At 66.2% G+C, this 21,017-nt stretch carries 19 protein-coding genes and 1 riboswitch; of the genes, 9 read left to right on the top strand and 10 right to left on the bottom strand.

The annotated features are described in order from the left end of the window. Positions 1-28: 28 nt before the first annotated feature. Positions 29-469 carry a nuclear transport factor 2 family protein gene (locus DCG74_RS08055; protein ID WP_246709097.1) on the top strand — a complete coding sequence of 147 codons (441 nt, stop codon included), beginning with the start codon at positions 29-31 and terminating at the stop codon, positions 467-469. Positions 470-511: 42 nt separating this feature from the next. Here DCG74_RS08055 and clpB read toward each other — a convergent pair whose 3' ends face one another. After that, positions 512-3,151: an ATP-dependent chaperone ClpB gene (gene clpB, locus DCG74_RS08050; protein WP_172789420.1), complete on the bottom strand. Its 2,640-nt coding sequence runs from the start codon at positions 3,149-3,151 to the stop codon at positions 512-514. Between the two features lie 242 nt (positions 3,152-3,393). On the opposite strand from clpB, the gene DCG74_RS08045 reads away from it, so the two are divergent. Continuing rightward, positions 3,394-4,182 carry an MOSC domain-containing protein gene (locus DCG74_RS08045; RefSeq protein WP_172789421.1) on the top strand — a complete coding sequence of 263 codons (789 nt, stop codon included), beginning with the start codon at positions 3,394-3,396 and terminating at the stop codon, positions 4,180-4,182. Between the two features lie 241 nt (positions 4,183-4,423). Here the strand turns inward: DCG74_RS08045 and DCG74_RS08040 are convergent, their stop codons facing one another. Continuing rightward, positions 4,424-5,083: a TIGR02594 family protein gene (locus DCG74_RS08040; protein WP_172789422.1), complete on the bottom strand. Its 660-nt coding sequence runs from the start codon at positions 5,081-5,083 to the stop codon at positions 4,424-4,426. Between the two features lie 215 nt (positions 5,084-5,298). On the opposite strand from DCG74_RS08040, the gene DCG74_RS08035 reads away from it, so the two are divergent. Next, positions 5,299-6,162: an alpha/beta fold hydrolase gene (locus DCG74_RS08035; RefSeq protein ID WP_172789423.1), complete on the top strand. Its 864-nt coding sequence runs from the start codon at positions 5,299-5,301 to the stop codon at positions 6,160-6,162. A gap of 117 nt (positions 6,163-6,279) precedes the next feature. Here the strand turns inward: DCG74_RS08035 and metW are convergent, their stop codons facing one another. Both metW and DCG74_RS08025 read right to left on the bottom strand, forming a co-directional pair. After that, on the bottom strand, positions 6,280-6,942 hold the full coding sequence (metW, locus tag DCG74_RS08030; protein ID WP_172789424.1) for a methionine biosynthesis protein MetW: 663 nt from the start codon (positions 6,940-6,942) through the stop codon (positions 6,280-6,282). A gap of 2 nt (positions 6,943-6,944) precedes the next feature. Then, positions 6,945-8,147: a homoserine O-acetyltransferase gene (locus tag DCG74_RS08025; protein ID WP_172789444.1), complete on the bottom strand. Its 1,203-nt coding sequence runs from the start codon at positions 8,145-8,147 to the stop codon at positions 6,945-6,947. Between the two features lie 94 nt (positions 8,148-8,241). After that, positions 8,242-8,321: riboswitch (SAM riboswitch) on the bottom strand. Between the two features lie 156 nt (positions 8,322-8,477). On the opposite strand from DCG74_RS08025, the gene DCG74_RS08020 reads away from it, so the two are divergent. The 3 genes from DCG74_RS08020 to DCG74_RS08010 are packed head-to-tail and all read left to right on the top strand — an operon-like array spanning position 8,478 to position 11,389. Then, on the top strand, positions 8,478-9,326 hold the full coding sequence (locus tag DCG74_RS08020; RefSeq protein WP_172789425.1) for a chorismate mutase: 849 nt from the start codon (positions 8,478-8,480) through the stop codon (positions 9,324-9,326). A gap of 33 nt (positions 9,327-9,359) precedes the next feature. After that, a complete protein-coding gene (gene hisC / locus DCG74_RS08015) occupies positions 9,360-10,457 on the top strand; it encodes a histidinol-phosphate transaminase (protein ID WP_172789426.1) in 1,098 nt (365 codons plus the stop codon). Continuing rightward, positions 10,454-11,389: a prephenate/arogenate dehydrogenase family protein gene (locus tag DCG74_RS08010; RefSeq protein WP_172789427.1), complete on the top strand. Its 936-nt coding sequence runs from the start codon at positions 10,454-10,456 to the stop codon at positions 11,387-11,389. The genes hisC and DCG74_RS08010 overlap by 4 nt, the downstream gene beginning before the upstream one ends. 112 nt (positions 11,390-11,501) lie before the next feature. On the opposite strand, the gene DCG74_RS08005 is transcribed toward DCG74_RS08010, so the two are convergent. Next, entirely contained in the window at positions 11,502-12,686 is a 1,185-nt protein-coding gene (locus DCG74_RS08005; protein ID WP_172789428.1) for a DUF2125 domain-containing protein, read from the bottom strand. A 110-nt stretch (positions 12,687-12,796) separates the two neighbouring features. Between DCG74_RS08005 and DCG74_RS08000 the strand changes: the two genes are divergently transcribed. Then, positions 12,797-13,408, top strand: coding sequence for a gamma-glutamylcyclotransferase (locus DCG74_RS08000; protein WP_172789429.1), 612 nt, complete (start codon positions 12,797-12,799; stop codon positions 13,406-13,408). On the opposite strand, the gene DCG74_RS07995 is transcribed toward DCG74_RS08000, so the two are convergent. The 4 genes from DCG74_RS07995 to ftsE form a co-directional block, all read right to left on the bottom strand. Next, complete coding sequence (locus tag DCG74_RS07995; RefSeq protein WP_172789430.1) at positions 13,405-14,175, bottom strand: 1-acyl-sn-glycerol-3-phosphate acyltransferase; 771 nt, start codon at positions 14,173-14,175, stop codon at positions 13,405-13,407. The genes DCG74_RS08000 and DCG74_RS07995 overlap by 4 nt on opposite strands. An 11-nt stretch (positions 14,176-14,186) precedes the next feature. Next, positions 14,187-14,891, bottom strand: a complete 705-nt coding sequence (locus tag DCG74_RS07990; protein ID WP_172789431.1) for a YdcF family protein — start codon at positions 14,889-14,891, stop codon at positions 14,187-14,189. A 71-nt stretch (positions 14,892-14,962) separates the two neighbouring features. Next, entirely contained in the window at positions 14,963-15,931 is a 969-nt protein-coding gene (locus DCG74_RS07985; RefSeq protein ID WP_172789432.1) for an ABC transporter permease, read from the bottom strand. Beyond that, positions 15,924-16,583 carry a cell division ATP-binding protein FtsE gene (gene ftsE, locus DCG74_RS07980; protein WP_018646542.1) on the bottom strand — a complete coding sequence of 220 codons (660 nt, stop codon included), beginning with the start codon at positions 16,581-16,583 and terminating at the stop codon, positions 15,924-15,926. The genes DCG74_RS07985 and ftsE overlap by 8 nt, the downstream gene beginning before the upstream one ends. 181 nt (positions 16,584-16,764) lie before the next feature. Here ftsE and DCG74_RS07975 point away from each other — a divergent pair, with 181 nt between their 5' ends. Continuing rightward, a complete protein-coding gene (locus DCG74_RS07975; RefSeq protein ID WP_172789433.1) occupies positions 16,765-17,643 on the top strand; it encodes an MJ0042-type zinc finger domain-containing protein in 879 nt (292 codons plus the stop codon). Positions 17,644-17,680: 37 nt separating this feature from the next. Then, complete coding sequence (locus tag DCG74_RS07970) at positions 17,681-18,055, top strand: response regulator (protein WP_025033579.1); 375 nt, start codon at positions 17,681-17,683, stop codon at positions 18,053-18,055. A gap of 160 nt (positions 18,056-18,215) precedes the next feature. On the opposite strand, the gene DCG74_RS07965 is transcribed toward DCG74_RS07970, so the two are convergent. After that, complete coding sequence (locus tag DCG74_RS07965; RefSeq protein WP_172789434.1) at positions 18,216-20,891, bottom strand: TIGR02302 family protein; 2,676 nt, start codon at positions 20,889-20,891, stop codon at positions 18,216-18,218. Positions 20,892-21,017: the final 126 nt, after the last annotated feature.

Here is a 21,017-nt window from a genome sequence, read left to right as displayed (position 1 = left end):
ATCATAGCGCACCAGCACAGCGCTGCCGATGACCCGGGAGATCACATCGATGAATAGAGTTCTTGTAGATGACGCCGCACAAATCGCCGCGATACGCGCCGCCGTCACGCGCTACGCGACCGCCTGGCAGGCCGGTGACCGCGCCGCGATCGCCGCCTGCTACCACGATGAATTCATGCTGCATTATGCCGGCCATAACCCGCTCGCCGGCACTCACCACGGCAAGACGGCCGCTCTTGCCACTCTGGCCGAGGTCGCACGCCGCTCCAACCGAAAACTTCTCGGCATCGATGAAGTGATGGCCGGACCGCGGCGCGGCGCCATTCTCGCACGGGAATCATTCAGCCGGGACGGTCGCACGGCTGAACTGGAACGGCTGCTGGTCTATGCCGTGCGCGAAGGCCTGCTGAGCGAATGCTGGGTCTACGACCGCGATCAGGCAGTGGTGGACGCGTTCTTCGCGGATTGAAAAACGCCCTCCGCGAGTTTGGCACGAAGGGCGTGTATTTCCTCAGTTCAGCTTCCGCTTCGCCACCGGCGCCTCGAACTGCGCGATCTCCGCGGTCTGCGGCGCCTTGCCGTTGAAGGTCAGGACGTTGCCTTCAGCCGAGATCGCGACGTTGTCGCCGTCCCTGACGTCGCCGGCGAGGATCATCTCGGCGAGCGGATCCTGGAGGTAGCGCTGGATCACCCGCTTCAGCGGCCTTGCGCCGTAGGCGGGATCCCAGCCCTTGGCAGCTAACCAGTCGCGGGCGGCGGCATCGAGGCTGAGCACGATCTTGCGATCGGTCAGGAGCTTCTGCAGACGCGCGAACTGGATCTCGACGATCCGGCCCATCTCGCTGCGCTGCAGACGGTGGAACAGGATGATCTCGTCGACGCGGTTGAGGAATTCGGGCCGGAAGTGCGCCCGCACCATTCCCATCACCTGCTCGCGCACGGCCGCGGTGTCCTCGCCCTCCGGCTGGTTCACCAGATATTCCGAACCGAGGTTGGAGGTCATGATGATCAGCGTGTTGCGGAAGTCGACGGTGCGGCCCTGGCCGTCGGTCAGGCGGCCGTCGTCGAGCACCTGCAACAGGACGTTGAAGACGTCAGGATGCGCCTTCTCGATCTCGTCGAACAGCACGACCTGGTAGGGCCGGCGCCGCACCGCTTCGGTGAGCGCACCGCCCTCGTCATAGCCGACATAGCCGGGAGGCGCGCCGATCAGCCGCGAGACCGAGTGCTTCTCCATGTATTCGGACATGTCGAGGCGGACCATCGCGGTCTCGTCGTTGAACAGGTACTCCGCCAAGGCTTTGGTCAGCTCGGTCTTGCCGACGCCGGTCGGCCCCAAGAACATGAACGAGCCGGTGGGGCGGTTCGGGTCCTGCAGGCCGGCGCGCGAGCGGCGCACGGCGGTTGCGACCGCACGCACGGCTTCGGCCTGGCCGACGACGCGCTTGCCGAGCTGCTCCTCCATCTTCAGGAGCTTCTCCTTCTCGCCTTCCAGCATCTTGTCGACGGGCACGCCGGTCCAGCGCGAGACCACCTGCGCGATGTGGTTGGCGGTGACAGCCTCCTCCATCATCTCGCCAGAATTCTCCTTGGCCTCGATGTCCGCGAGCTGCTTCTCGAGCTGCGGGATCCGTCCATAGGCCAGCTCGCCGGCCTTCTGGAATTCGCCGCGGCGCTGCGCGTTGGCGAGCTCGACACGAAGTGCGTCGAGCTCGGCCTTCAGCTTCTGGGCATCGGAGAGCTTGCTCTTCTCCGCGCTCCAGCGCGCCGTCAGCGCCGCCGACTTCTCCTCGAGCTCGGCGAGGTCCTTCTCCAGGGTCTGGAGCCGGGACTTGGAGCCGACATCGCTTTCCTTCTTCAGCGCCTCCTGCTCGATCTTGAGCCGGATGATCTCACGATCGAGCGAATCCAGCTCTTCCGGCTTGGAATCGACCTGCATCTTCAGCCGCGCCGCGGCCTCGTCCATGAGGTCGATCGCCTTATCGGGCAGGAAGCGGTCGGTGATGTAGCGGTTGGACAGCGTCGTGGCGGCGACGAGCGCGGAATCGGTGATCCGCACGCCGTGATGCTGCTCGTACTTGTCCTTCAGCCCGCGCAGGATCGAGATGGTGTCCTCGACCGAGGGCTCGCTGACGAAGATCGGCTGGAAGCGCCGCGCCAGCGCCGCGTCCTTCTCGACGTGCTTCTGATATTCGTCGAGCGTGGTCGCGCCGATGCAGTGCAGCTCGCCGCGCGCAAGCGCGGGCTTAAGCAGGTTGGAGGCGTCCATCGCGCCGTCGCCCTTGCCGGCGCCGATCAGCGTGTGCATCTCGTCGATGAACAGGATGAAGGTGCCTTCGCTGCCGGTCACTTCCTGCAGCACGGCCTTCAGCCGCTCCTCGAACTCGCCCCGGTATTTCGCGCCTGCGATCAGTGCGCCGAGGTCGAGCGAGAGCAGCTTCTTGTCCTTGAGGCTCTCCGGCACGTCGCCGTTGACGATGCGCAGCGCGAGCCCTTCGGCGATGGCAGTCTTGCCGACGCCGGGCTCGCCGATCAGGACGGGGTTGTTCTTGGTCCTACGCGAGAGCACCTGGATGGTGCGGCGGATTTCCTCGTCGCGGCCGATGACCGGATCGAGCTTGCCGTCGCGCGCGGCCTGGGTCAGGTCGCGGGCATATTTCTTCAGGGCGTCATAGGCGTTCTCGGCGGTGGCAGAGTCGGCCGTGCGGCCCTTGCGCAGCGCCTCGATCGCCGCGTTGAGGTTTTGTGGCGTGACGCCGCCCTTATTGAGGATGGCGCCGGCCTCGCTGGTCTTCTCCAGCGTCAGCCCGAGCAAAAGCCGCTCGACCGTGACGAAGCTGTCGCCGGCCTTCTCGCCGGCCTTTTCGGCGGCATCGAAAGTGCGGGCCAGCTCGGGCGCGAGGTAGATCTGCCCGGCGCCGCCGCCGGAGACCTTCGGCACCTTGTTGAGGGCGTCCTCAGTCGCCTTCAGAATTGCACGGGAATTGCCGCCAGCGCGGTCGATCAGACCGGCGGCGAGCCCCTCATTGTCGTCCAGCAGGACCTTCAGCACGTGCAGGGTGGAGAACTGCTGGTGCCCCTCGCGCATCGCGAGCGACTGCGCGGACTGGATGAAGCCCCTGGAGCGTTCGGTATATTTCTCGATGTTCATCTTTTCTGTCCCTCGGCCTGCCCTCGGGGCCCTCTAAGGCACCCCAAACGGCATCTTCATTGGGTTTCCGCCTGATGCGTTGACGTTCCTCAACACAGCAAGCGGTCGCTTATCAGCCGGCGCTGGCGCCGGCCTGACCCAGATGTGGGAAGCGTGCCCTCGGATCGGTAGAGGCGAGTTCACAATTTCGTGCGCTGATCCGCCCGCTTGGCGACGGCCCGCCGAATCCCCTAAGTAGCGGCATGATAGCCAGCCATACTGCCGAAATCACCGGCCTCTACCGCTACCCGATCAAGGGCCTGACGCCGGAAGCCCTGCCCCGCGTCACCTTGCGGCGGGGAGAGACCTTGCCCGCCGACCGTCGCTACGCCATCGAGAACGGCCCGAGCGGGTTCGACCCCGAGGCGCCCGAATGGAAGCCGAAAATCCAGTTCCTGATGCTGGCGCGCAATGAGCGGCTGGCCGCGCTCGACAGCCGGTTCGACGACGAAACCAACGTGCTGACCATCCGCAAGGACGGCCAGATCGTCGCCTGCGGCGATCTCGAGACCGCCGCCGGGCGCGCCGCCATCGAGGCCTATTTCCGCGACAACTTCCAGCCCGAGTTGAAGGGCCCGCCCAAGCTTCTGTCCGGCCGCGACCATAGCTTCTCCGACGTCGCCCGCAAGGTCGTCTCCATCATCAATCTCGGCAGCGTCCGCGCCATCGAGACCATGCTCGGCGGCGTCCCCGTGCATCCGCTGCGCTTCCGCGCCAATCTCTACGTCAAGGGCTGGACGGCCTGGTCGGAGCTCGACCTCGTCGGCCAGACGCTCGCGATCGGACAGGCCCGGCTAAAGGTGATCAAGCGCATCGTTCGCTGCCCGGCCACCAATGTCGACCCTGAAACCGCCAGGCGCGATCTCGAGATACCACCGACGCTCTCGCGCCATCTCGGCCACATGGACTGCGGCATCTATGCCGAGGTGATCGCCGACGGTGACGTCGGCGTGGGTGATGTGGTGGCGGTGGAAGAGCCGAGGCTCATCTAAGCTAACGTAGGGTGGGCAGAGCGAAGCGTGCCCACCGTTGGACGCTGATATACCGCCGGTGGGCACGGCGCTTGCGCGCCTTTGCCCACCCTACGGCACCTGTCTCCACGCACTCCGTCATTGCGAGGAGCGAAGCGACGAAGCAATCCAGAGTATTTCCGCGGAGGGATTCTGGATTGCTTCCGCCTTCGCCAAGGCTTCGGCGGACAAGTCGCTTCGCTCGCAATGACGGCCACGAGCCTCAATTCGGCATCACATAGGCATAGATCCGGCCGCGCGAGACCGGGGCTTCGCGGACGCGGTTGCCGTTGTTGCCGGAGATCATGATCGGATTGCCCTGCGCGTCGATGCCGGTGATGATGCCGACATGACCGCCGCGGCCGCCGCGCGACATCACGGCGATGGCGCCGACCTGCGGACCGGAGATGCGCGTGCCGTAGCGCGCGAACGAGCTCGCCATGTCGGAGCCTGAGCCCTTATGGCCGGTATGCTCCAGCACCATGTTCATGAAGCGCGCACACCACAGGCTGCCGCGTCCGGTCGGATTGCCGCCGATATAGCGTCGCGCCTCGGACACGAGGCCCGATCCGCCACCGAAGCCGCCACTTGGGACAAGCGCGTTGCCGGCCACGCCGCCATTGTTGGCGCTTGGATCGTAGCTCGCCTGGGTGTCGGCGAAACCGCTCGCCTGCAATTGCGCCGCGCTGCGCTCGAAGCGCGAGCCTCTCGCATGGTGGCGATGATAATGATGTCTGGCGTGGTGCACGTACACGTGCCGCTCTGCGCTATGACGATGATGCGGCCGCGCCGAGGCCGGAGAAACGAACGCGGCGACCGCCGCGAAGAGAAGCGCCAGCGCGACAACACAACGCAACAGGCGATACGCAAACAACTCAACCATTCTTCATCCCTAGTTGACACCCCCACTTCCCGCCGGCCCGTGCAATGGCCGACATCCGTTTGGCCGTTAAGCCGCCCGATGTGGCGAGAAAAAGACGCGACGTCGGCGAATAGCTGCGATGATTTTGTGTTTGTGCTCGGCTGCGGCTGCCGCATTGCCGACAACAGCGTTAACTGCGAACCTGAAGCACGGCTTGAAACAGAGGGAAACGGTTAATGCCCCACGCCACGACCAGGGACGGCGTCCGCATTTATTTCGAGGAGGCGGGCCAGGGAACGCCGATCCTTTTTCTGCATGAGTTCGCGGCCGACTACACCAATTGGGAGCCGCAGATGCGCTATTTCTCGCGTGGCCATCGCTGCATCACCTATTCGGCGCGCGGCTACACGCCCTCGGACGTGCCTGACGGCGAGGTCTACACCTTCACGCATTTCTACACCGATGCGCTTGCCGTGCTCGATCATCTCGGCATCGAGCGCGCCCATCTCGTCGGCCTGTCGATGGGCGCCTATTCCTCGCTGCAGATCGGGTTGAACGCGCCGAAGCGCGCGCTGTCGATGACGCTGGCCGGCGTCGGCTCCGGCTCGGAGCTCGATAACCTCGAGGCCTGGCGCAAGCAGTGCCGCGCCAATGCCGAGCAGTTCGAGACGCTGGGCTCCGCCGAGGTCGCAAAAGTCACGCGCGAGGCGCCGAGCCGGATTCCGTTCCTGGTGAAGGACCCGCGCGGGCACGCCGATTTCTACGCCGCGCTGGCGCGGCACGATGCCAAGGGTTCGGCGCGCACGATGCGCGGATTCCAGGGCGGCCGTCCCTCGATCTACACGATGACGGAGGCGATCAGAGGCGCGGCAACACCCGCGCTGATCATCTGCGGCGACGAGGACGATCCGTGCATCGGGCCGAGCCTGTTCCTGAAGAAGCATCTGCCCGCGGCGGGGCTCGCGATGTTTCCGAAGTCGGGCCACGTGCTCAATCTGGAGGAGCCCGCGCTGTTCAACGAGAGCGTGGAGCGGTTCGTGGCGCTGGTGGAAGCGGGGCGATGGCCGGTGCGGGATCCGCGGTCGCTGGCGGCGCATTAAGGCAGATGCGCTGCCAAGTACTCCGTCATTGCGAGCGCAGCGAAGCAATCCAGAATCCCTCCGCGGAGACAACCTGGATTGCTTCGTCGCAAGAGCTCCTCGCAATGACGACGGGGACTATTTCCCCCCGCCCCGGCTCAGCAAGAACACCGCCTGCTCGCCGAACATGTTCCACACCCACCACGGCAGGTTCAGCGGCACCGGGCGGCCGTAGAGATCGAGCGCGACCGAGCGCTCCATCTTGACGTTGATCTCGTCGCAGAGCTGCACGAAATCCTTGATGGTGCAGAAATGGATGTTGGCGGTGTCGTACCAGGTCGCCGGCAGATTCTCCGTGCGCGGCATGTGGCCGCCGATCAGGAGCTGGAGCCGCATCTTCCAGAACCCGAAATTCGGGAACGAGACGATGGCGCGGCGGCCGATGCGGAGCAGATTCTCCAGCACGACTTTCGGCTGCCGCGTCGCCTGCAGCGTCTGCGACAGGATCACGTAGTCGAAGGCATCGTCGGGATAGTTGACGAGATCGGTGTCGGCATCGCCCTGCACCACCGCAAGGCCCTTGGCGACGCAGCGGTTGACGCCCTCGCGGGACAGCTCGATGCCGCGGCCGTCGATGCCGCGGGTCTCCAGCAGCTGAAGCAGATCGCCGTCGCCGCAGCCGACGTCGAGCACCTTCGAGCCCGGCTTGACCATCTCGGCGACCAGCAGATGATCGGCGCGAAACTGGCCGGACGACGCAGTCGCAGCGCCGTTCAACGGCAGCACTTCCTGAACGGACATCGCTAGCGGTCCTCGAGGCTGAGCCCGCGGGCCTTGCCTGCCGATTGCAGGAAGGCGCGGGAGATGTCGAAAAATTCGGGCACGTCGAGCAGGAAGGCGTCATGGCCGCGATCGGTCTCGATCTCGGCGAACGACACCCGCGCGCTTGAGGCGTTCAGCGCGTGCACCAGCGCGCGCGATTCCGAGGTCGGGAACAGCCAGTCGCTGGTGAAGGAGACCACGCAGAAGCGGGTCTTGATGTCGGCGAAGGCCTTGGCCAGCACGCCGCCATGGTCGGCGGCGATGTCGAAATAGTCCATCGCCCGCGTCAGATAGAGATAGGAATTGGCGTCGAAGCGCTCGACGAAGGACGAACCCTGGTAACGCAGATAGGATTCCACCTGGAAGTCGGCGTCGAACGAGAAGGTCGGCAGCTCGCGATCCTGCATGCGCCGGCCGAACTTGCGATGCAGCGCCGCGTCCGAGAGATAGGTGATGTGCGCCGCCATCCGCGCCACCGCGAGCCCGCGATGCGGATGGATGCCGCGATCGGCATAGCCGCCGCCGTGCCAGTCGGGGTCGGCCATCACGGCCTGGCGGCCGAGCTCGTGGAAGGCGATGTTCTGCGCCGAGTGCCGCGTCGCGCAGGCAATCGCCAGCGCAGAAAACACACGCTCAGGATAGGCCGCGGTCCATTGCAGCACCTGCATGCCGCCCATCGAGCCGCCGACGACCGCAAACAGCGTGTCGATGCCAAGCCGGTCGATCAGCATCGCCTGCGCGCGCACCATGTCGGGGATGGTGATGACGGGGAAATCCAGGCCCCAGACCTTGTCTGTGGCGGGATTGATCGACGCCGGCCCGGTCGAGCCCATGCAGCCGCCGATCACGTTGGAGCAGATGATGAAGTAGTGCTTGGGATCGAGGGGGCGGCCGGGGCCGACCAGCGTCTCCCACCAGCCCGGCTTGCCCGTGACGGGATGCACGTTGGCGACATGCTGGTCGCCGGTCAGCGCATGGCAGATCAGCACGGCATTGGAGCGATCGGCGTTGAGCTCGCCATAGGTCTGGTAGGCGATCTGGAACGGGGTGAGATCGACGCCGCAATCGAGCCGCAGCGGCTGCTCGGTGCCGAAATGCGCAATCAGCGAGCTTGGATGGTCTACCTCATGCGACCGCTCGTCGGCGCTGATCGCAGGACTCGGTATCGACTTGACGCTACCCATCTCGGACATCGACCTCGTTTGCGACTGGCTGCTCGAGCGCGCCGCTGACATCAGGCCATGAAAAACCCGGCCTGAACGATAGGTTCGGCCGGGATCGGAAGCGTCCCCGGCCTGTTTAGCGAGTTTTTTAACGTGGCTGCAAGCCGGCCGGCTCAAATGACCACGGAACGGGCAAAAGCTACCGTCTTGGGCGGTTTTCGTCAAGTCGCGGCCCGGATCGGCCCAATTCGCCTCAGTCGCGTCGCCCGCAAAGCACGTCATTTCTCTTTGCTTTCGCCGCCACGACTGCCTAATCAGGACATCCCCCATCGGAACGATCGACGACCAGACATGTCCCAACGCCCGCCCGCGCCACCATCGCTGCAGGAACTGCGTAAGGAGATCGACGCGATCGACGAGGGCATGCATCGCCTCCTCATGCAGCGCGGCGACATCATCGACCGGCTGATCCAGGTGAAGCAGACCCAGGAGGTCGGCTCGGCGTTTCGGCCTGCGCGGGAGGCTTCCATGATGCGCGAGATCGTGCAGCGTCATCGCGGCATCCTGCCGCTCGACACGGTCGAGAGCATCTGGCGCGTCATCATCTCGACCTTCACCTATGTGCAGGCGCCGTTCTCCGTGCATGCCGACATCTCGGTGAGCGAACCGGCGATGCGCGATTCCGTGCGCTTCCATTTCGGCTTCACCGTGCCTTACGTCGCGCATTTCAGCGCGCAGGCCGCGGTCGAGGCGGTGGCGAAATCCAAGGGCGACCTGGCGCTGGTCTCGGCGACCTCGAGCCGCACGCCGTGGTGGCTGGAGCTGGAAGCCGACGGCGCGCCCAAGATCATCGCACGGATGCCCTTCGTCGAGCGTGCCGACCATCCGGCCTCGCTGCCGGTGTTCGCGATCTCGCGCGTCGCCGACAGCGCCCTGGTGACAGAGGTCGAGACCTTCAGCGTGCGCGTCTCCGGATGGAACGCCGAGGTCGCCCGCGCGCTGTCGCCGCTCGCCGAGATCGTTGCGGTGCCCGATACCGCCTTCGACGGCGCGGCGCTGCTGGTCTCGGTCACCAGCGCGACCAGCATCGACAAAATCAGGGCTGCCCTGATCGAGGCGGGGGCCTCGGTTCGCTCTGTGGCCCTCGTCGGCAGCCACGCAACGCGCTATACGGTGCCCCCGACCGGGCCGAAATCGTAAATCGCGAGCCGCCCAGCCTATCCGGAGTCCAAGATGTCCCGCCCCATGCCGAATCCCGGCATTCTCGATATTGCGCCCTACACGCCCGGCAAGAGCCCGGTGCCGGAGCCGGGCCGCAAGGTGTTCAAGCTCTCGGCCAACGAGACGCCGTTCGGGCCCTCGCCCAAGGCGATCGAAGCCTTCAAGCGCGTGGCGGATCATCTGGAAGACTATCCGGAAGGCACCTCGCGCGTGCTGCGCGAGGCGATCGGCCGCTCGTTCGGGCTCGACCCCAACCGCATCATCTGCGGCGCCGGCTCGGACGAGATCCTCAATCTGCTCGCGCACACCTATCTCAGCCAAGGCGACGAGGCGATCTCCACCACGCACGGCTTCCTGGTCTACCCGATCGCGACCATGGCGGTCGGCGCCAGGAACGTCATCGCCAAGGAGACCAACCTCACCGCCGACGTCGACGCCATCCTGAAGGCGGTGACGCCGAAGACGAAGCTGGTCTGGCTCGCCAACCCCAACAACCCGACCGGCACCTATCTGCCGTTCGACGAGGTCAAGCGGCTGCGCGCCGGCCTGCCCTCGCACGTGCTGCTGGTGCTGGATGCCGCCTATTGCGATTACGTCTCGCGCAACGACTATGAGATGGGGATCGAGCTCGTCGCCACCACCGAGAACACGGTGGTGACGCACACCTTCTCCAAGATCCATGGCCTGGCTGCACTGCGCATCGGCTGGATGTTCGGGCCCGAGCACATCATCGACGCGGTCAACCGCATCCGCGGTCCCTTCAACGTGTCGACGCCGGCGATGTATGCCGCGGTCGCCGCGATCGAGGACACCGCGCATCAGGCGATGTCGAAGCAGTTCACCGAGACCTGGCGCAACTGGCTCACCGAGGAGATCGGCAAGCTCGGGCTGAAGGTGACGCCGAGCGTCGCCAATTTCGTGCTGATCCATTTCCCGACGGACAAGGGCAAGACGGCTGACGACGCCGACGCCTTCCTGACCAAGCGTGGACTCGTGCTGCGCGGCCTGAAGAACTACGGCCTGCCGCATGCGCTGCGCATGACGATCGGCACCGAGGAGGCCAACCGCCTCGTGGTCGACGGCTTGCGCGACTTCATGGGCGGCAAATGAGCGCGCAGGCGCACTTCCAGCGCGTTGCGCTGATCGGCTTCGGCCTGATCGGCGGCTCGATCGCGCGCGCTGCGAAGCTCCAGGGGCTCGCCGGTGAAATCGTCACCACCGCACGCTCCGAGAAGACGCGCGCACGCGTCGCCGAGCTCGGCATCGTGGATCAGGTCGTGGCGACCAATGCTGAGGCCGTGAAGGACGCCGATCTCGTCATCCTCTGCATTCCCGTCGGCGCCTGCGGACCCGTGGCGCAGGAGATCGCTGCCCATCTCAAGCCGGGGGCGATCGTCTCCGACGTCGGCTCGGTCAAGGGCGCGGTGGTCAGGGACATGGCGCCGCATCTGCCGGAATCGGTTCACTTCGTGCCGGCGCATCCTGTTGCCGGAACCGAGCATTCCGGGCCGGACTCTGGTTTCGCCGAGCTCTTCATCAACCGCTGGTGCATCCTGACCCCGCCCGAAGGCGTCGATGCCGCAGCGACCGACCGCCTGCGCGCGTTCTGGGCGGCGATGGGCGCCAAGGTCGAGGTGATGACGCCGGATCATCATGACCTCGTGCTCGCCATCACCAGCCACCTGCCGCATCTGATCGCCTACACCATCGTCGGCACCGCCGACGAATTGGCGCAGGTGACGGAATCCGAGGTGATCAAATTCTCCGCCGGCGGCTTTCGCGATTTCACCCGTATCGCGGCCTCCGACCCGACGATGTGGCGCGACGTCTTCCTCGCCAACAAGGAGGCCGTGCTGGAAATGCTCGGCACCTTCACCGAGGATCTGGCAAAGCTCACCCGCGCGATCCGTCGCGGCGATGGGGAGGCGCTGTTCGACCACTTCACCCGCACCCGCGCCATCCGCCGCGGCATCGTCGAGATCGGCCAGGATTCAGCCGCGCCCGACTTCGGCCGGCCGCATGCGGCGCTGAAGAAGCCGTAGCGTCACCCCCGTCATTCCGGGGCGAGCCCGGAATCCATTGGGCCGCAGCGCACGCTGTGAAATGGATTCCGGGTTCGATGCTACGCATCGCCCCGGAATGACGAGAGAGTCTTCAATACAGCGGCGGGATCTGGCCGACGTTGACCGGGCCGAGCAACACGGCGCCGTCGACGAATTTCAGCGGGAAGCTCCGCGCCTTCTTGCCTTCCAGCGTGCTCTCGGTGCCGATCGAATTGATGCCGGCGGCGACGCCGGCATTGGCGTTCTGCTTGATGACCTTGCCGAGGCCGGGCACGGCGCGGTCGAGTGCGCCGAACAGATTGTTGAGGTCCTGCGACTTCACGCCGGGCGCGAGGCGGTCGAGCGTTGCCTGCGGCACGCCCTCCTCCAGCATCTTCTCGATGCCGAGCGCCGGGATCACGCGCTCGAGGCCGGTCACCGTCATCTGCAATTCGCCGTCGAGCCGGCCATTGGGCGACAGGCCGAGCGTGCCGGCCGCGACCGCGATCATCTCGCCCTGCTGGATGCGCGACTGCACGATCTCGATATGACCGCCGGCGGCCTGGATCTCGCGGAAGCGCTGCGGCCAGGGCTTTGGCGTGAGGTCGGAGAGGCCGGTGATCTTGGCGCGAGTGTCCGCCTCGAACGGCTCGGCGAGCAGCGGATGCACGCCCTGGATGCTGCCCTGCGCGACATGGAGCACGGTCTCGATTGCAGGATGATCCGATGGTGATCCGTCGGCGAGACGGCCATGCAGTTCGACTTGCTTGGCGCGCGCAAGCGGCACCTGCACGCTGCCATCGAGACGGTTGAGGCTGGGCTCGTCGAACACGATGGAAGCGCGATCCGGCACCGCCGGCAGGCCCGCCACGCTGGCGCGACCCTTGCTCCAATTCACCGTGAAAGTGTTTTGCGTGACGCCGTCGATCAGCGTCGCGGGCGCGGAGAATTCGGCGATGATGCGCTTGGGGTCGTAGACCTGGGCCACGACCAGGATGTTGTCGAGCTTGGCCGTGAACGGCGTCTTGCTCGCATTCTGCGAGACCAGGGCGACGCTGGCGCCGGAGCACTGGACCTCGAAGCGGAACGGGAAGCCGGCAATCGAGCGTTTGGCACAATCGTAGATGCGGCCGGCCTTGGCCTCCTGCGCCCGCCAGGCGTCGGCGGCGATTTCGGCTTGCGACGCCGCATAGAACCAGAAGCAGCTCCAGGCGACGGCAAGGACCAGGACGAGAACGGGGGCGACGAAGAGGCCCCAGCGGGAGCGGCGGCTTGTGGCAACGGTCATATTGGACATGCGGCGACCCTTTGACGCCAGATTCAGGCAAATGTAAGCGGTGCCGGCCTGCGACGAAAGGCGCAGAAATCGCTTCGCTTGGGCGCAGGGTTCTGGTAGCCGTGCCCGAAATGTCGGAAATCACCCTCCCCTCCGTCACCACAGCCACGGGCGACCTCTGGGTGTTCGGCTACGGCTCGCTGATGTGGCGGCCGGGCTTCGACTTCGAGGAACGCGTCCCGGCGCGGCTGGTCGGAGAGCACCGCGCGCTCTGCGTCTATTCGTTCGTGCATCGCGGCACGCCGGAGAAGCCGGGCCTGGTGCTCGGGCTCGACCGCGGCGGCGCCTGCCGCGGCATCGCCTTCCGCGTCGCCGAGAAGAACCGTGCCGAGGTGGTCGCATATTTGCGCGCACGGGAGCAGGTCACCTCGGTCTATCGCGAGGTGATGCGCTCGGTGTGGCTGGAGAACGATGCGCGCCAGCGCGTCTCCGCACTCGCCTACGTCGTCGACCGCGGCCATGTGCAATATGCCGGCCGCCTCTCGCTCGCCGAGCAGCACCGCCACGTCGTCCAGGGCCACGGGCAGTCCGGCGCCAACCGCGATTACGTCACCGCAACGGTGAAGGCGATCGAGGCCGAAGGCTTTCGCGACACCCAGCTGCATCAGCTTGCATTGATGCTGCATGGTGATGCGCACTCGCTGCACGCGACGGATCGGCACGAAGATCGCGAAAGCCGCTAGCCGGTCGGCGCGTAGCTCGGCGCCGAGCCGATCAACCGCTCCTGCTCTTTCCGCCCTGCTTCGACGAGGCGACCGGTCGCGTCCTCGACCGCCGCTTGCACGCGCGCGAGAAACTCGTCCTTCGACAGACCCGGCGGCAACGGCTCGAGAAACTCCACCACCAGCGTGCCGGGATAGCGCATGAAAGTGCGGCGCGGCCAGAACAGGCCGGAATTGAGCGCGACCGGCAGGCACGGCACGCCGCAGGAGGAATAGATCTGTGCAAAGCCGGTCTTGTAGTCGGGCGGCGCGCCCGGCGCGCGGCGCGTGCCTTCCGGAAAGATCACGAGCTGCTTTCCGCTGCGCACCGCCTCGCGCGCGCGGCGCGTCATGTCCAGAAGCGCCTTCACGCCGGCATTGCGGTCGATCCCGATCATCCCGGTCTTGACCAGGAACTGGCCGAACACCGGGATCTGCATCAGCTGGCGCTTGAGGATGAAGATCGGCCGGTTGAAGAAACCCGGCAGCACGAAGGTCTCCCAGAACGACTGATGCTTGGCCACAATCAGCAGCGGTCCTGTCGGGATCTTCTCCACCCCGCGGAATTCCACCTTGATGTTGCAGACCACGCGCATCAGGACCAGCGTCGCCTTGGCCCACCATTGCGCCACCGTGAGCATGGCGCGCGGCGGCAATGCAAAGGTCGGCAGCGCAACGATCGCGAGAAGGACCAGCACGGCATAGAACAGTACGTTGAACACGAGCGAGCGCAGGAAAATCAGAAACATCGATGGTCCGATCAATTGGCCTGTGCGGTGGCGGGCCGCTTCGGTTGCTGACCTGCAGGCTGCTCCGACATCTCGGGCCAAAGGTCAATCCCGAAATCCTCCAGCCGCACCCTGAGCTCGGCCGCAACGTACTTGACGTATTCGGACAAGAGCAGCCGCAGCGTCGAGCCTGAGGTCCACCACGGCTCCTCGCGCCATTTTTCGCCGACCACCGCGAACGGGATCAGCGTCGTCCGTGGCATCGCATGCGAGAATTCCACCAGCGCGCGCGGCATGTGATAGTTCGAGGTGACTACGATCAGAGATGTAAATCGGCGCCCCTCGGCCCAGCGCCGCGCCTCCGCCGCGTTGCCGCGGGTCGACAGCGCGGTGCGGTCGAGATCGACGCAGCAGGTCATGAAGGACTGGTTCTCCGGCAAGGTCCGGGAGATGTCGCTCGCCGTCGAGGTCGGGTGCACGCCGGAAATCAGGAGCCGCCTGCCGTAGCCGGCAGCCAGCAGCTCCATCGCATCCGATACCCGCGAGGAGCCGCCGGTCAGCACCACGATGCCGTCCGCCTTGCGGTCCGGCACCGTCTCGGCGCCGCGCAATTGCGACAGGAATGCAACGAACCCCGCCGCCGCGCCGACGAAGGCGAGCGCGATCGTCGACACGATTGTCGCGCGCAGCCAGCCGCGCGGCAGTTTCGGCGATCGATCGTCGGTCGGCGAGGTCATGCGATGTCGGTGATCCCTTCCCGATGTGATTTTATGACGTTTTGAGGCGAAGTGGAGTCCGGTTATCAAGCCTAGTCGACGTCATTCAACGTCGCGAACAGCGTCTGGCGCGAGGCGACCGCGGTGATGCCGCCGATCAGCACGGCCTGCACCGCGAGCACGATGTAGCCGGACGGGCGCAGCGAGAAGGTGCCGAGCAGCGCGGCGAACTGGTCGCCGACGGGCGTCCCGGAAAACCAGCCTGCGATGGACTCGGAGAAGCCGAACATCAGCATGGCGGCACCGCCGCCGATCACGCCGCCCTCCAGGCCCAGCCTGAGGAAATGACGCAGGAAGTGGTTGGCGATGTAGCGGTCGCCGGCGCCGACGAAATGCAGGACCTCGACGATCGGACGGTTCGCCGCCATGGCGCCGCGCGTCGCGAACGACACCGAGATGATGGTTGCGACGATGACGAGCGCGAGGATGCCGAGGCCGGCCAGCACCGTGGCGTTCGTCATCAGGCGCATGCGCTCGATCCAGGCGCGGTGATCGTCGACACTGGCGCCCGGCGCGACCTGCGCGACGCGCGCGCGCAAGGCGCCGAGATCGAGCGGCGTGCCCGGCTGCACGCGCGCGATGATCACGCGCGGTACCGGCAGATCGTCCATCGACAGGCCGGTGCCGAGCCAGGGCTCGAGCAGCTTGCCGCTCTCCTCCCTGGTGAACGGCTTGACCTCGACGATGCCGGCCTGCGCGCGCATCGCCTCCGCCACGGCTGCGGTGTCGCGCTCGAGGTCACGGCCGGCCTGCGGACGAATCTGGATCGTGATTTCGCTCGCGACATCCGACTGCCATTCGGCGGCGGAGGCACTCACCAGCAGCACCGTGCCGGTGGCTATCGAGGCGAGGAACGTCATGATGGCGACCACCGCAACCAGCGCTCTGCCGTGGATCGAGGCGCGCGGCACGATCGGCGACATGTTGCGCGCCTTGGCCGGAAGCTGCGGACGCTCCTGTCCGAGATCGACCAGCACGCCGCGCTCGTCCAGCCTACTCATAGACGTGCAGCCGTCCCTGGTGCAGCACCAGCCGCCGTGCTTCGTACTGGTCCATCAGCCCAATGTCGTGGGTGGCGATGATGACGGCGGTGCCTGATTTGTTGAGCTCGATGAAGAGTCGCAGCAGGCGGCGACCGAGCGTCGGATCGACGCTGCCGGTCGGCTCGTCCGCGAGCAGCAGCTGCGGCCGCGAGATCACGGCGCGCGCGATCGCCGCGCGCTGCTTCTCGCCGCCCGACAGGATCGGCGGCAGCGCGTCCATGCGATCGCCGAGGCCGACCCAGCGCAACAGGTCGATCACCTCCTTGCGGTAGCTCGACTCGCTGCGGCCCATGACGCGGAACGGCAGCGCGACGTTCTCATAAGTCGTCATGTGATCGAGCAGGCGGAAATCCTGGAGCACGATGCCGATGCGCTTGCGCAAATCCGCGATCTCGTCCTTGCCGAGCTGCGAGATGTCATGACCGAACAGATTGACGAGGCCCCGCGTCGGTCGATGCGACAGGAACAACAGGCGCAGCAGCGACGTCTTGCCGGCGCCGGACGGTCCGGTGAGAAACTGGAAGGAATGCGCGGGAATCTGGAAGCTGAGGTCGCGCAGAATCTCCGGCCCCAGACCGTAACGCAATCCGACATTTTCGAACCGAACCAAGCTCAGCTCCGTTCGAGAGGGGGCGCGGGTCGCATTGCGGCGCTCCGCCATACGCGATCAACGGGTTTTGCCGCCGTTATGGTTTCCGGTTCGTTAACGGTCGCCCTGTAGCATAAAGGGCGCCCGGTTCTCCGCGACCATGGCATCGTCAAGACCTTCGTTCATGCATCAAGGCTCGTCCATGCATATCGTCTGCCCCCATTGTATGACATCCTACGCCATCAAGCTCGCGAGCCTTGGGGCGAACGGGCGGGCGGTCCGCTGCTCCCGTTGCAAGGAGACCTGGATCGCCCATGCCGAGGACGCCATCGAGGAGGCATCCGTTCCGGCCATGGCCGCGGCCAGCCGAGCTGACGACCAGTCCGACCTCGCCGAACAATGGAACTCCTATGCCAATGACGACGGCGCCACTGATGCACCCGTCGTCGATAGCCCCTCGATCGCCAGCGACTGGCCGGACGAGCACGCCCGCGAAACCGAGGACGAGTGGTCAGCAGCGGCCTGGCAGGCCGAAGAGGAGGTCGCCGGCGCGCAGCACCAGTCCTGGTTCCGCGGCCTGTTCCCCCGTCGCGGCGCGCGGGTGAGCCGTCCGGTCGCCCCCGCGGCTCCGCGCAAATCCTATCTTGGCCTGCCCACCGCCTGTGCCGCGATGGGCGCGCTGGTGCTGGCACTGGTGATCTGGCGGGGCGACGTGGTGCGGTTGCTGCCCCAGACGGCGGCGTTCTACCAGATGGTCGGGCTCGAGGTGAACCTGCGGGGCCTCGCCTTCAAGGACGTCAAGCTCTCCAGCGAGACCGTGGACGGTAAGCAGGTGCTGGTGATCGAAGGCGTGATCGTTGGCGAGGGCAAGAAGCCGCTCGACATTCCGCGGTTGCGCTTTGCCGTGCGCGACGCCCAAGGCGCGGAGATCTATGCCTGGAACGCGGTGCTGGAGCAGACCGTGCTGCGGCCCGGCGAGCGCGCCTTCTTCCGCTCACGCCTGGCCTCGCCGCCGCCGGAGGGCCGCAACATCGACGTTCGTTTCTTCAACCGGCGCGACATTGCCGGCGGCAGCGTATAATCGCCCCCGCAAGGGCGTTTGTCCCAAGGTTGGTCTCATGCCGAAAATCCTGATCGCCGACGACGAGGATTCGATGCGCACGCTGGTGGCGCGCGCCATCGCCATGGACGGCCATGAGACCGTCACCGCTCAGGACGGCGCCGAGGCACTGGAGATCCTGACCCGCGAGGATGGCGCCTTCGACCTGTTGCTCACCGACATCCAGATGCCGGTGATGGACGGCATCGCGCTGGCGCTCTCCGCCGCGCGCGATTTCCCTGACCTGACCATTTTGCTGATGACCGGCTTTGCCGACCAGCGCGAGCGCGCCTCGAACCTGAACGCGCTGGTGCATGACGTCGTGACCAAACCGTTCTCGGTCGCGGATATCCGCACGGCGGTTGCCGATGCGCTGGCCGCGAAGAAAGGTTAGCGTCCGACAGCCGCCTTCGCCGTTGAAGGACTGGCGCGCAAGGCATCTACTTCGTCATTGCGAGGAGCCCTCGCGACGCAGCAATCCAGAATGCCTCGGCGGAAAAACTCTGGATTGCTTCGCTTCGCTCGCAATGACGAGGACGTAGCGGGCTATCTTCTCAAAACTCCTTCAGCAGCCGCTCGAGATAGTCGAGCTCGATCTGCGGCCGCGAGGGATCGCCGAGACGACGGCGGAGCTCTTCGAGAATGCGGCGGACACGCTGCGTGTCGATCTCGCCGGGAATCTTGACCGTATAATCGTCGCCATATTCGCGCCCATGAAGCGGCCGGCCGAGCGGATCGGTCTGGTTGCCGCCGCTCTGCTGACGGCCGGCGCGCTGGCCGGGGCCGTCGCCCTGGCCGTCGCCGTCGCCCTGCTGCATCGCCTCGGCCATCTTCTGCGCACCCTTGCGCATCGCGTCGAGTGCCTTGCCCTGCGAGTCCACGGCGCCGTCGGCATTGCCCTCGCCGAGCTTTGACCCGGCATCGCCCATGGCACCGTCGGCTGCATCCAGGCTGCCGTCGTCATCACCCTGGTCGCCGTCCTGATCGCCGTTCTGGCCAGGCTGGCCCTGATCACCTTGCTGACCCTTCTGGCCCTTCTGTGCCTGCTGGCCTTTCTGCCCCTTCTGGGTGAGGCCGCGCTTGGCAAGCTCGTCCTGCAGCTTCTTCAGCCGGTCGCGCAGCCCCTGCTGGTCCTGCTGCAGCTCCGACATGGACTGATCGCCCTGCTGCTGCTTGCCGCGCGAGCGGTCGCGCCGGGAATCCTGGCCCTGCTTGAACGTCTTGTCGCGCAATTGCTGCTGCTTGCGGATCATGTCGCCGAGCTCATTGAGCGCCTGCTCCATGTCGCTCTCGCCGGACTGCCCCGGCTGCGCCATCTGGAGGCCTTCCAGCATCTGCTGGAGCTGGTCGAGCAACTGCTTGGCGGCATCCTTGTCGCCGGAGCGCGACAGGCGCTCCATCCGGTCGATCATATTCTGCAGATCCTGCTGACGCAGGACCTTGGTGTTCGGATCGAGCGGCCGCGCCAGCTGCTGCGGGTCATTGTTGTTGCGGAACTGCTCGGCGAGCTGGCGCATGAAATCGTTCAGCGCCTGACGCAGATCCTGCGTGAGCTTTTTGATCTCCTCGTCGCTCGCGCCGCGCTCCAGAGCCTGCTTCAGCGCGTCCTGGGCCGCGCGCAACGCCTTCTCGACGTCGGAGATCTTGCCGTCCTCGATCGTCACCGCAAGCGCCCACAGGCTCGCCACAACCTCGCGCAGGGCATCATCGGTACGCGCGGCCTCGAGCTGTCGGGCCACGCTGTGCAGGCCGAGATATTGTCCGGGCTCCGGCGTGAACATCTCAGGGGCGATCATCAGCCCGTCGAGCGCGGCATATACGTCGGAATTCTTGTTGGCATCGAGCGCGAGGATGCGGCGCTGCTCGATCAATGCACGGGCCAGCGGCTTGGTGAAGAGCCGTTCGGGCAGGCGCATGTTGAACGGTTCGCTAACAGCCTCGTTGCCGGCCTCGTCCTTGGCCGTGAGAGTGAGCGTAACCTCGGCGCCGGCATAGGGATCCTCGCTGAGATCCTTCACGGATTGCCCGACGCCGTTGCGGGTGCGCGCATTCGGCAGCGCGAGCGGGAATTGCGGCGGCTGGAACAGCGGCCGCGGCGCCGTCCTGGTGTCGCCGTCGCCGGCGGCGGCCTTCGCACCATCCTTGGTACCATCCTTGGCACCGTCTTTGCCGCCATCCCGGGCGTCGGTCGACCGCGTGGCGAATTTCGCCTCGGCGCCGGTGACGCCGTAATCGTCCTCGATCTTGTAGGAGAGCTGGAGCGCGCCGCGCGCCTGGCGCTCGGGGTCCTTGGCGAGCGCGATCGTCGGCGGACGGTCCGGCGTGGCGGCGAAGGCCCATTGCGGCTGGCCGGAGGGCGCCCGGACATGGGCGGTGCCGTCGCCGGAAATGGCGAAATGCTTTTCGTTGGTCCCCTTGGGGCTGGCTTCAGTCGGGGCGACCTCCTTGAGGCCGCCGGAGACGACGACATCCAGGTTGCCGCCGGAGGAGCGCACGATCAGGGTCGAGCCGGCGGGAACGGCGAGCGGGCCGCCGGCGGGCAATGCCGCAGCTTCCTTGTTGGCGGCCGACAGGATGACCGGCGGCTTGCCGGTGTAGAGCGGCGGCGTAACCCAGGCATCGACGCGAACATTGGCCGGCGCCAGCACCCCGTTCCAGTCGAAGGCGGCGCCAAGGCGCATCGTACGCTCGTCACCCGCGGCAAAGAAGGTCGCAACCAGCATCACCATGACGAGGGCACGCAGCGCCCAGGGGTCGTGAAGCGCGAGTCGCGGGTGCGGTACACCGGCGCGGATGCGCTTGATGGAGGCGAGCGTCCGCTCGCGCTGCGCCTGCCACAGCGCCAGCGCGACCGGGTCCTGCGAGGTCAGCGTGTCCGTGAGCGCGGTGGCCGGGCGGTGACGGATGCCGGAGCCACGGTCGAGCCGGGCGAGCGCTTCCTCGCGGCTCGGCCAGCGGAAGCGAATCAGCGGGAACAGGGCGGCCGCCGCGATCGCGGCGAAGAGGGCGAGGCCGACGGCCCTGGCCATGAACGGCAGCGCCAGCCAGAGGCCGGCCCAGGACACCACCAGGAACAGGCCGACGACGGTCAGAAGGCGCGCCGCATTGGGCCAGGCACGCTCCCATGCGATGGCATAAGTTGCCCGATCAAGGGCCTGCGCCAGCTTCAGCCGCGACAGCGCATCACTGCCGCGGGTCGGGTCTGACGGCTCGGGGGTGAGGCCGTTCAATCAACTCTCCAGGTTGCCCGGTAGAGAAGAGCCTATCACAACGGCAGCACTGAGGCATCCGTTCCTGTACGGGAGCGCCTCCTTTTCCCGCATAACACGAGGACGTGACTGGCCGGGTGCAACCCC

The sequence above is a fragment of the Bradyrhizobium sp. WBAH42 genome (genome assembly GCF_024585265.1).
Lineage (GTDB): Bacteria > Pseudomonadota > Alphaproteobacteria > Rhizobiales > Xanthobacteraceae > Bradyrhizobium.
Note: the sequence above shows the minus strand (reverse complement) of the source record. Positions and strands in the feature narration are given on the sequence as shown.

Bases quoted from the DNA above. Each gene is read 5' to 3' on its own strand.
- DCG74_RS08055 (WP_246709097.1), top strand. From the start codon at position 29: ATGACCCGGGAGATCACATCGATGAATAGAGTTCTTGTAGATGACGCC.
- clpB (WP_172789420.1), bottom strand. From the start codon at position 3,151: ATGAACATCGAGAAATATACCGAACGCTCCAGGGGCTTCATCCAGTCC.
- DCG74_RS08045 (WP_172789421.1), top strand. From the start codon at position 3,394: ATGATAGCCAGCCATACTGCCGAAATCACCGGCCTCTACCGCTACCCG.
- DCG74_RS08040 (WP_172789422.1), bottom strand. From the start codon at position 5,083: ATGGTTGAGTTGTTTGCGTATCGCCTGTTGCGTTGTGTTGTCGCGCTG.
- DCG74_RS08035 (WP_172789423.1), top strand. From the start codon at position 5,299: ATGCCCCACGCCACGACCAGGGACGGCGTCCGCATTTATTTCGAGGAG.
- metW (WP_172789424.1), bottom strand. From the start codon at position 6,942: ATGTCCGTTCAGGAAGTGCTGCCGTTGAACGGCGCTGCGACTGCGTCG.
- DCG74_RS08025 (WP_172789444.1), bottom strand. From the start codon at position 8,147: ATGGGTAGCGTCAAGTCGATACCGAGTCCTGCGATCAGCGCCGACGAG.
- DCG74_RS08020 (WP_172789425.1), top strand. From the start codon at position 8,478: ATGTCCCAACGCCCGCCCGCGCCACCATCGCTGCAGGAACTGCGTAAG.
- hisC (WP_172789426.1), top strand. From the start codon at position 9,360: ATGTCCCGCCCCATGCCGAATCCCGGCATTCTCGATATTGCGCCCTAC.
- DCG74_RS08010 (WP_172789427.1), top strand. From the start codon at position 10,454: ATGAGCGCGCAGGCGCACTTCCAGCGCGTTGCGCTGATCGGCTTCGGC.
- DCG74_RS08005 (WP_172789428.1), bottom strand. From the start codon at position 12,686: ATGTCCAATATGACCGTTGCCACAAGCCGCCGCTCCCGCTGGGGCCTC.
- DCG74_RS08000 (WP_172789429.1), top strand. From the start codon at position 12,797: ATGTCGGAAATCACCCTCCCCTCCGTCACCACAGCCACGGGCGACCTC.
- DCG74_RS07995 (WP_172789430.1), bottom strand. From the start codon at position 14,175: ATGTTTCTGATTTTCCTGCGCTCGCTCGTGTTCAACGTACTGTTCTAT.
- DCG74_RS07990 (WP_172789431.1), bottom strand. From the start codon at position 14,891: ATGACCTCGCCGACCGACGATCGATCGCCGAAACTGCCGCGCGGCTGG.
- DCG74_RS07985 (WP_172789432.1), bottom strand. From the start codon at position 15,931: ATGAGTAGGCTGGACGAGCGCGGCGTGCTGGTCGATCTCGGACAGGAG.
- DCG74_RS07975 (WP_172789433.1), top strand. From the start codon at position 16,765: ATGCATATCGTCTGCCCCCATTGTATGACATCCTACGCCATCAAGCTC.
- DCG74_RS07970 (WP_025033579.1), top strand. From the start codon at position 17,681: ATGCCGAAAATCCTGATCGCCGACGACGAGGATTCGATGCGCACGCTG.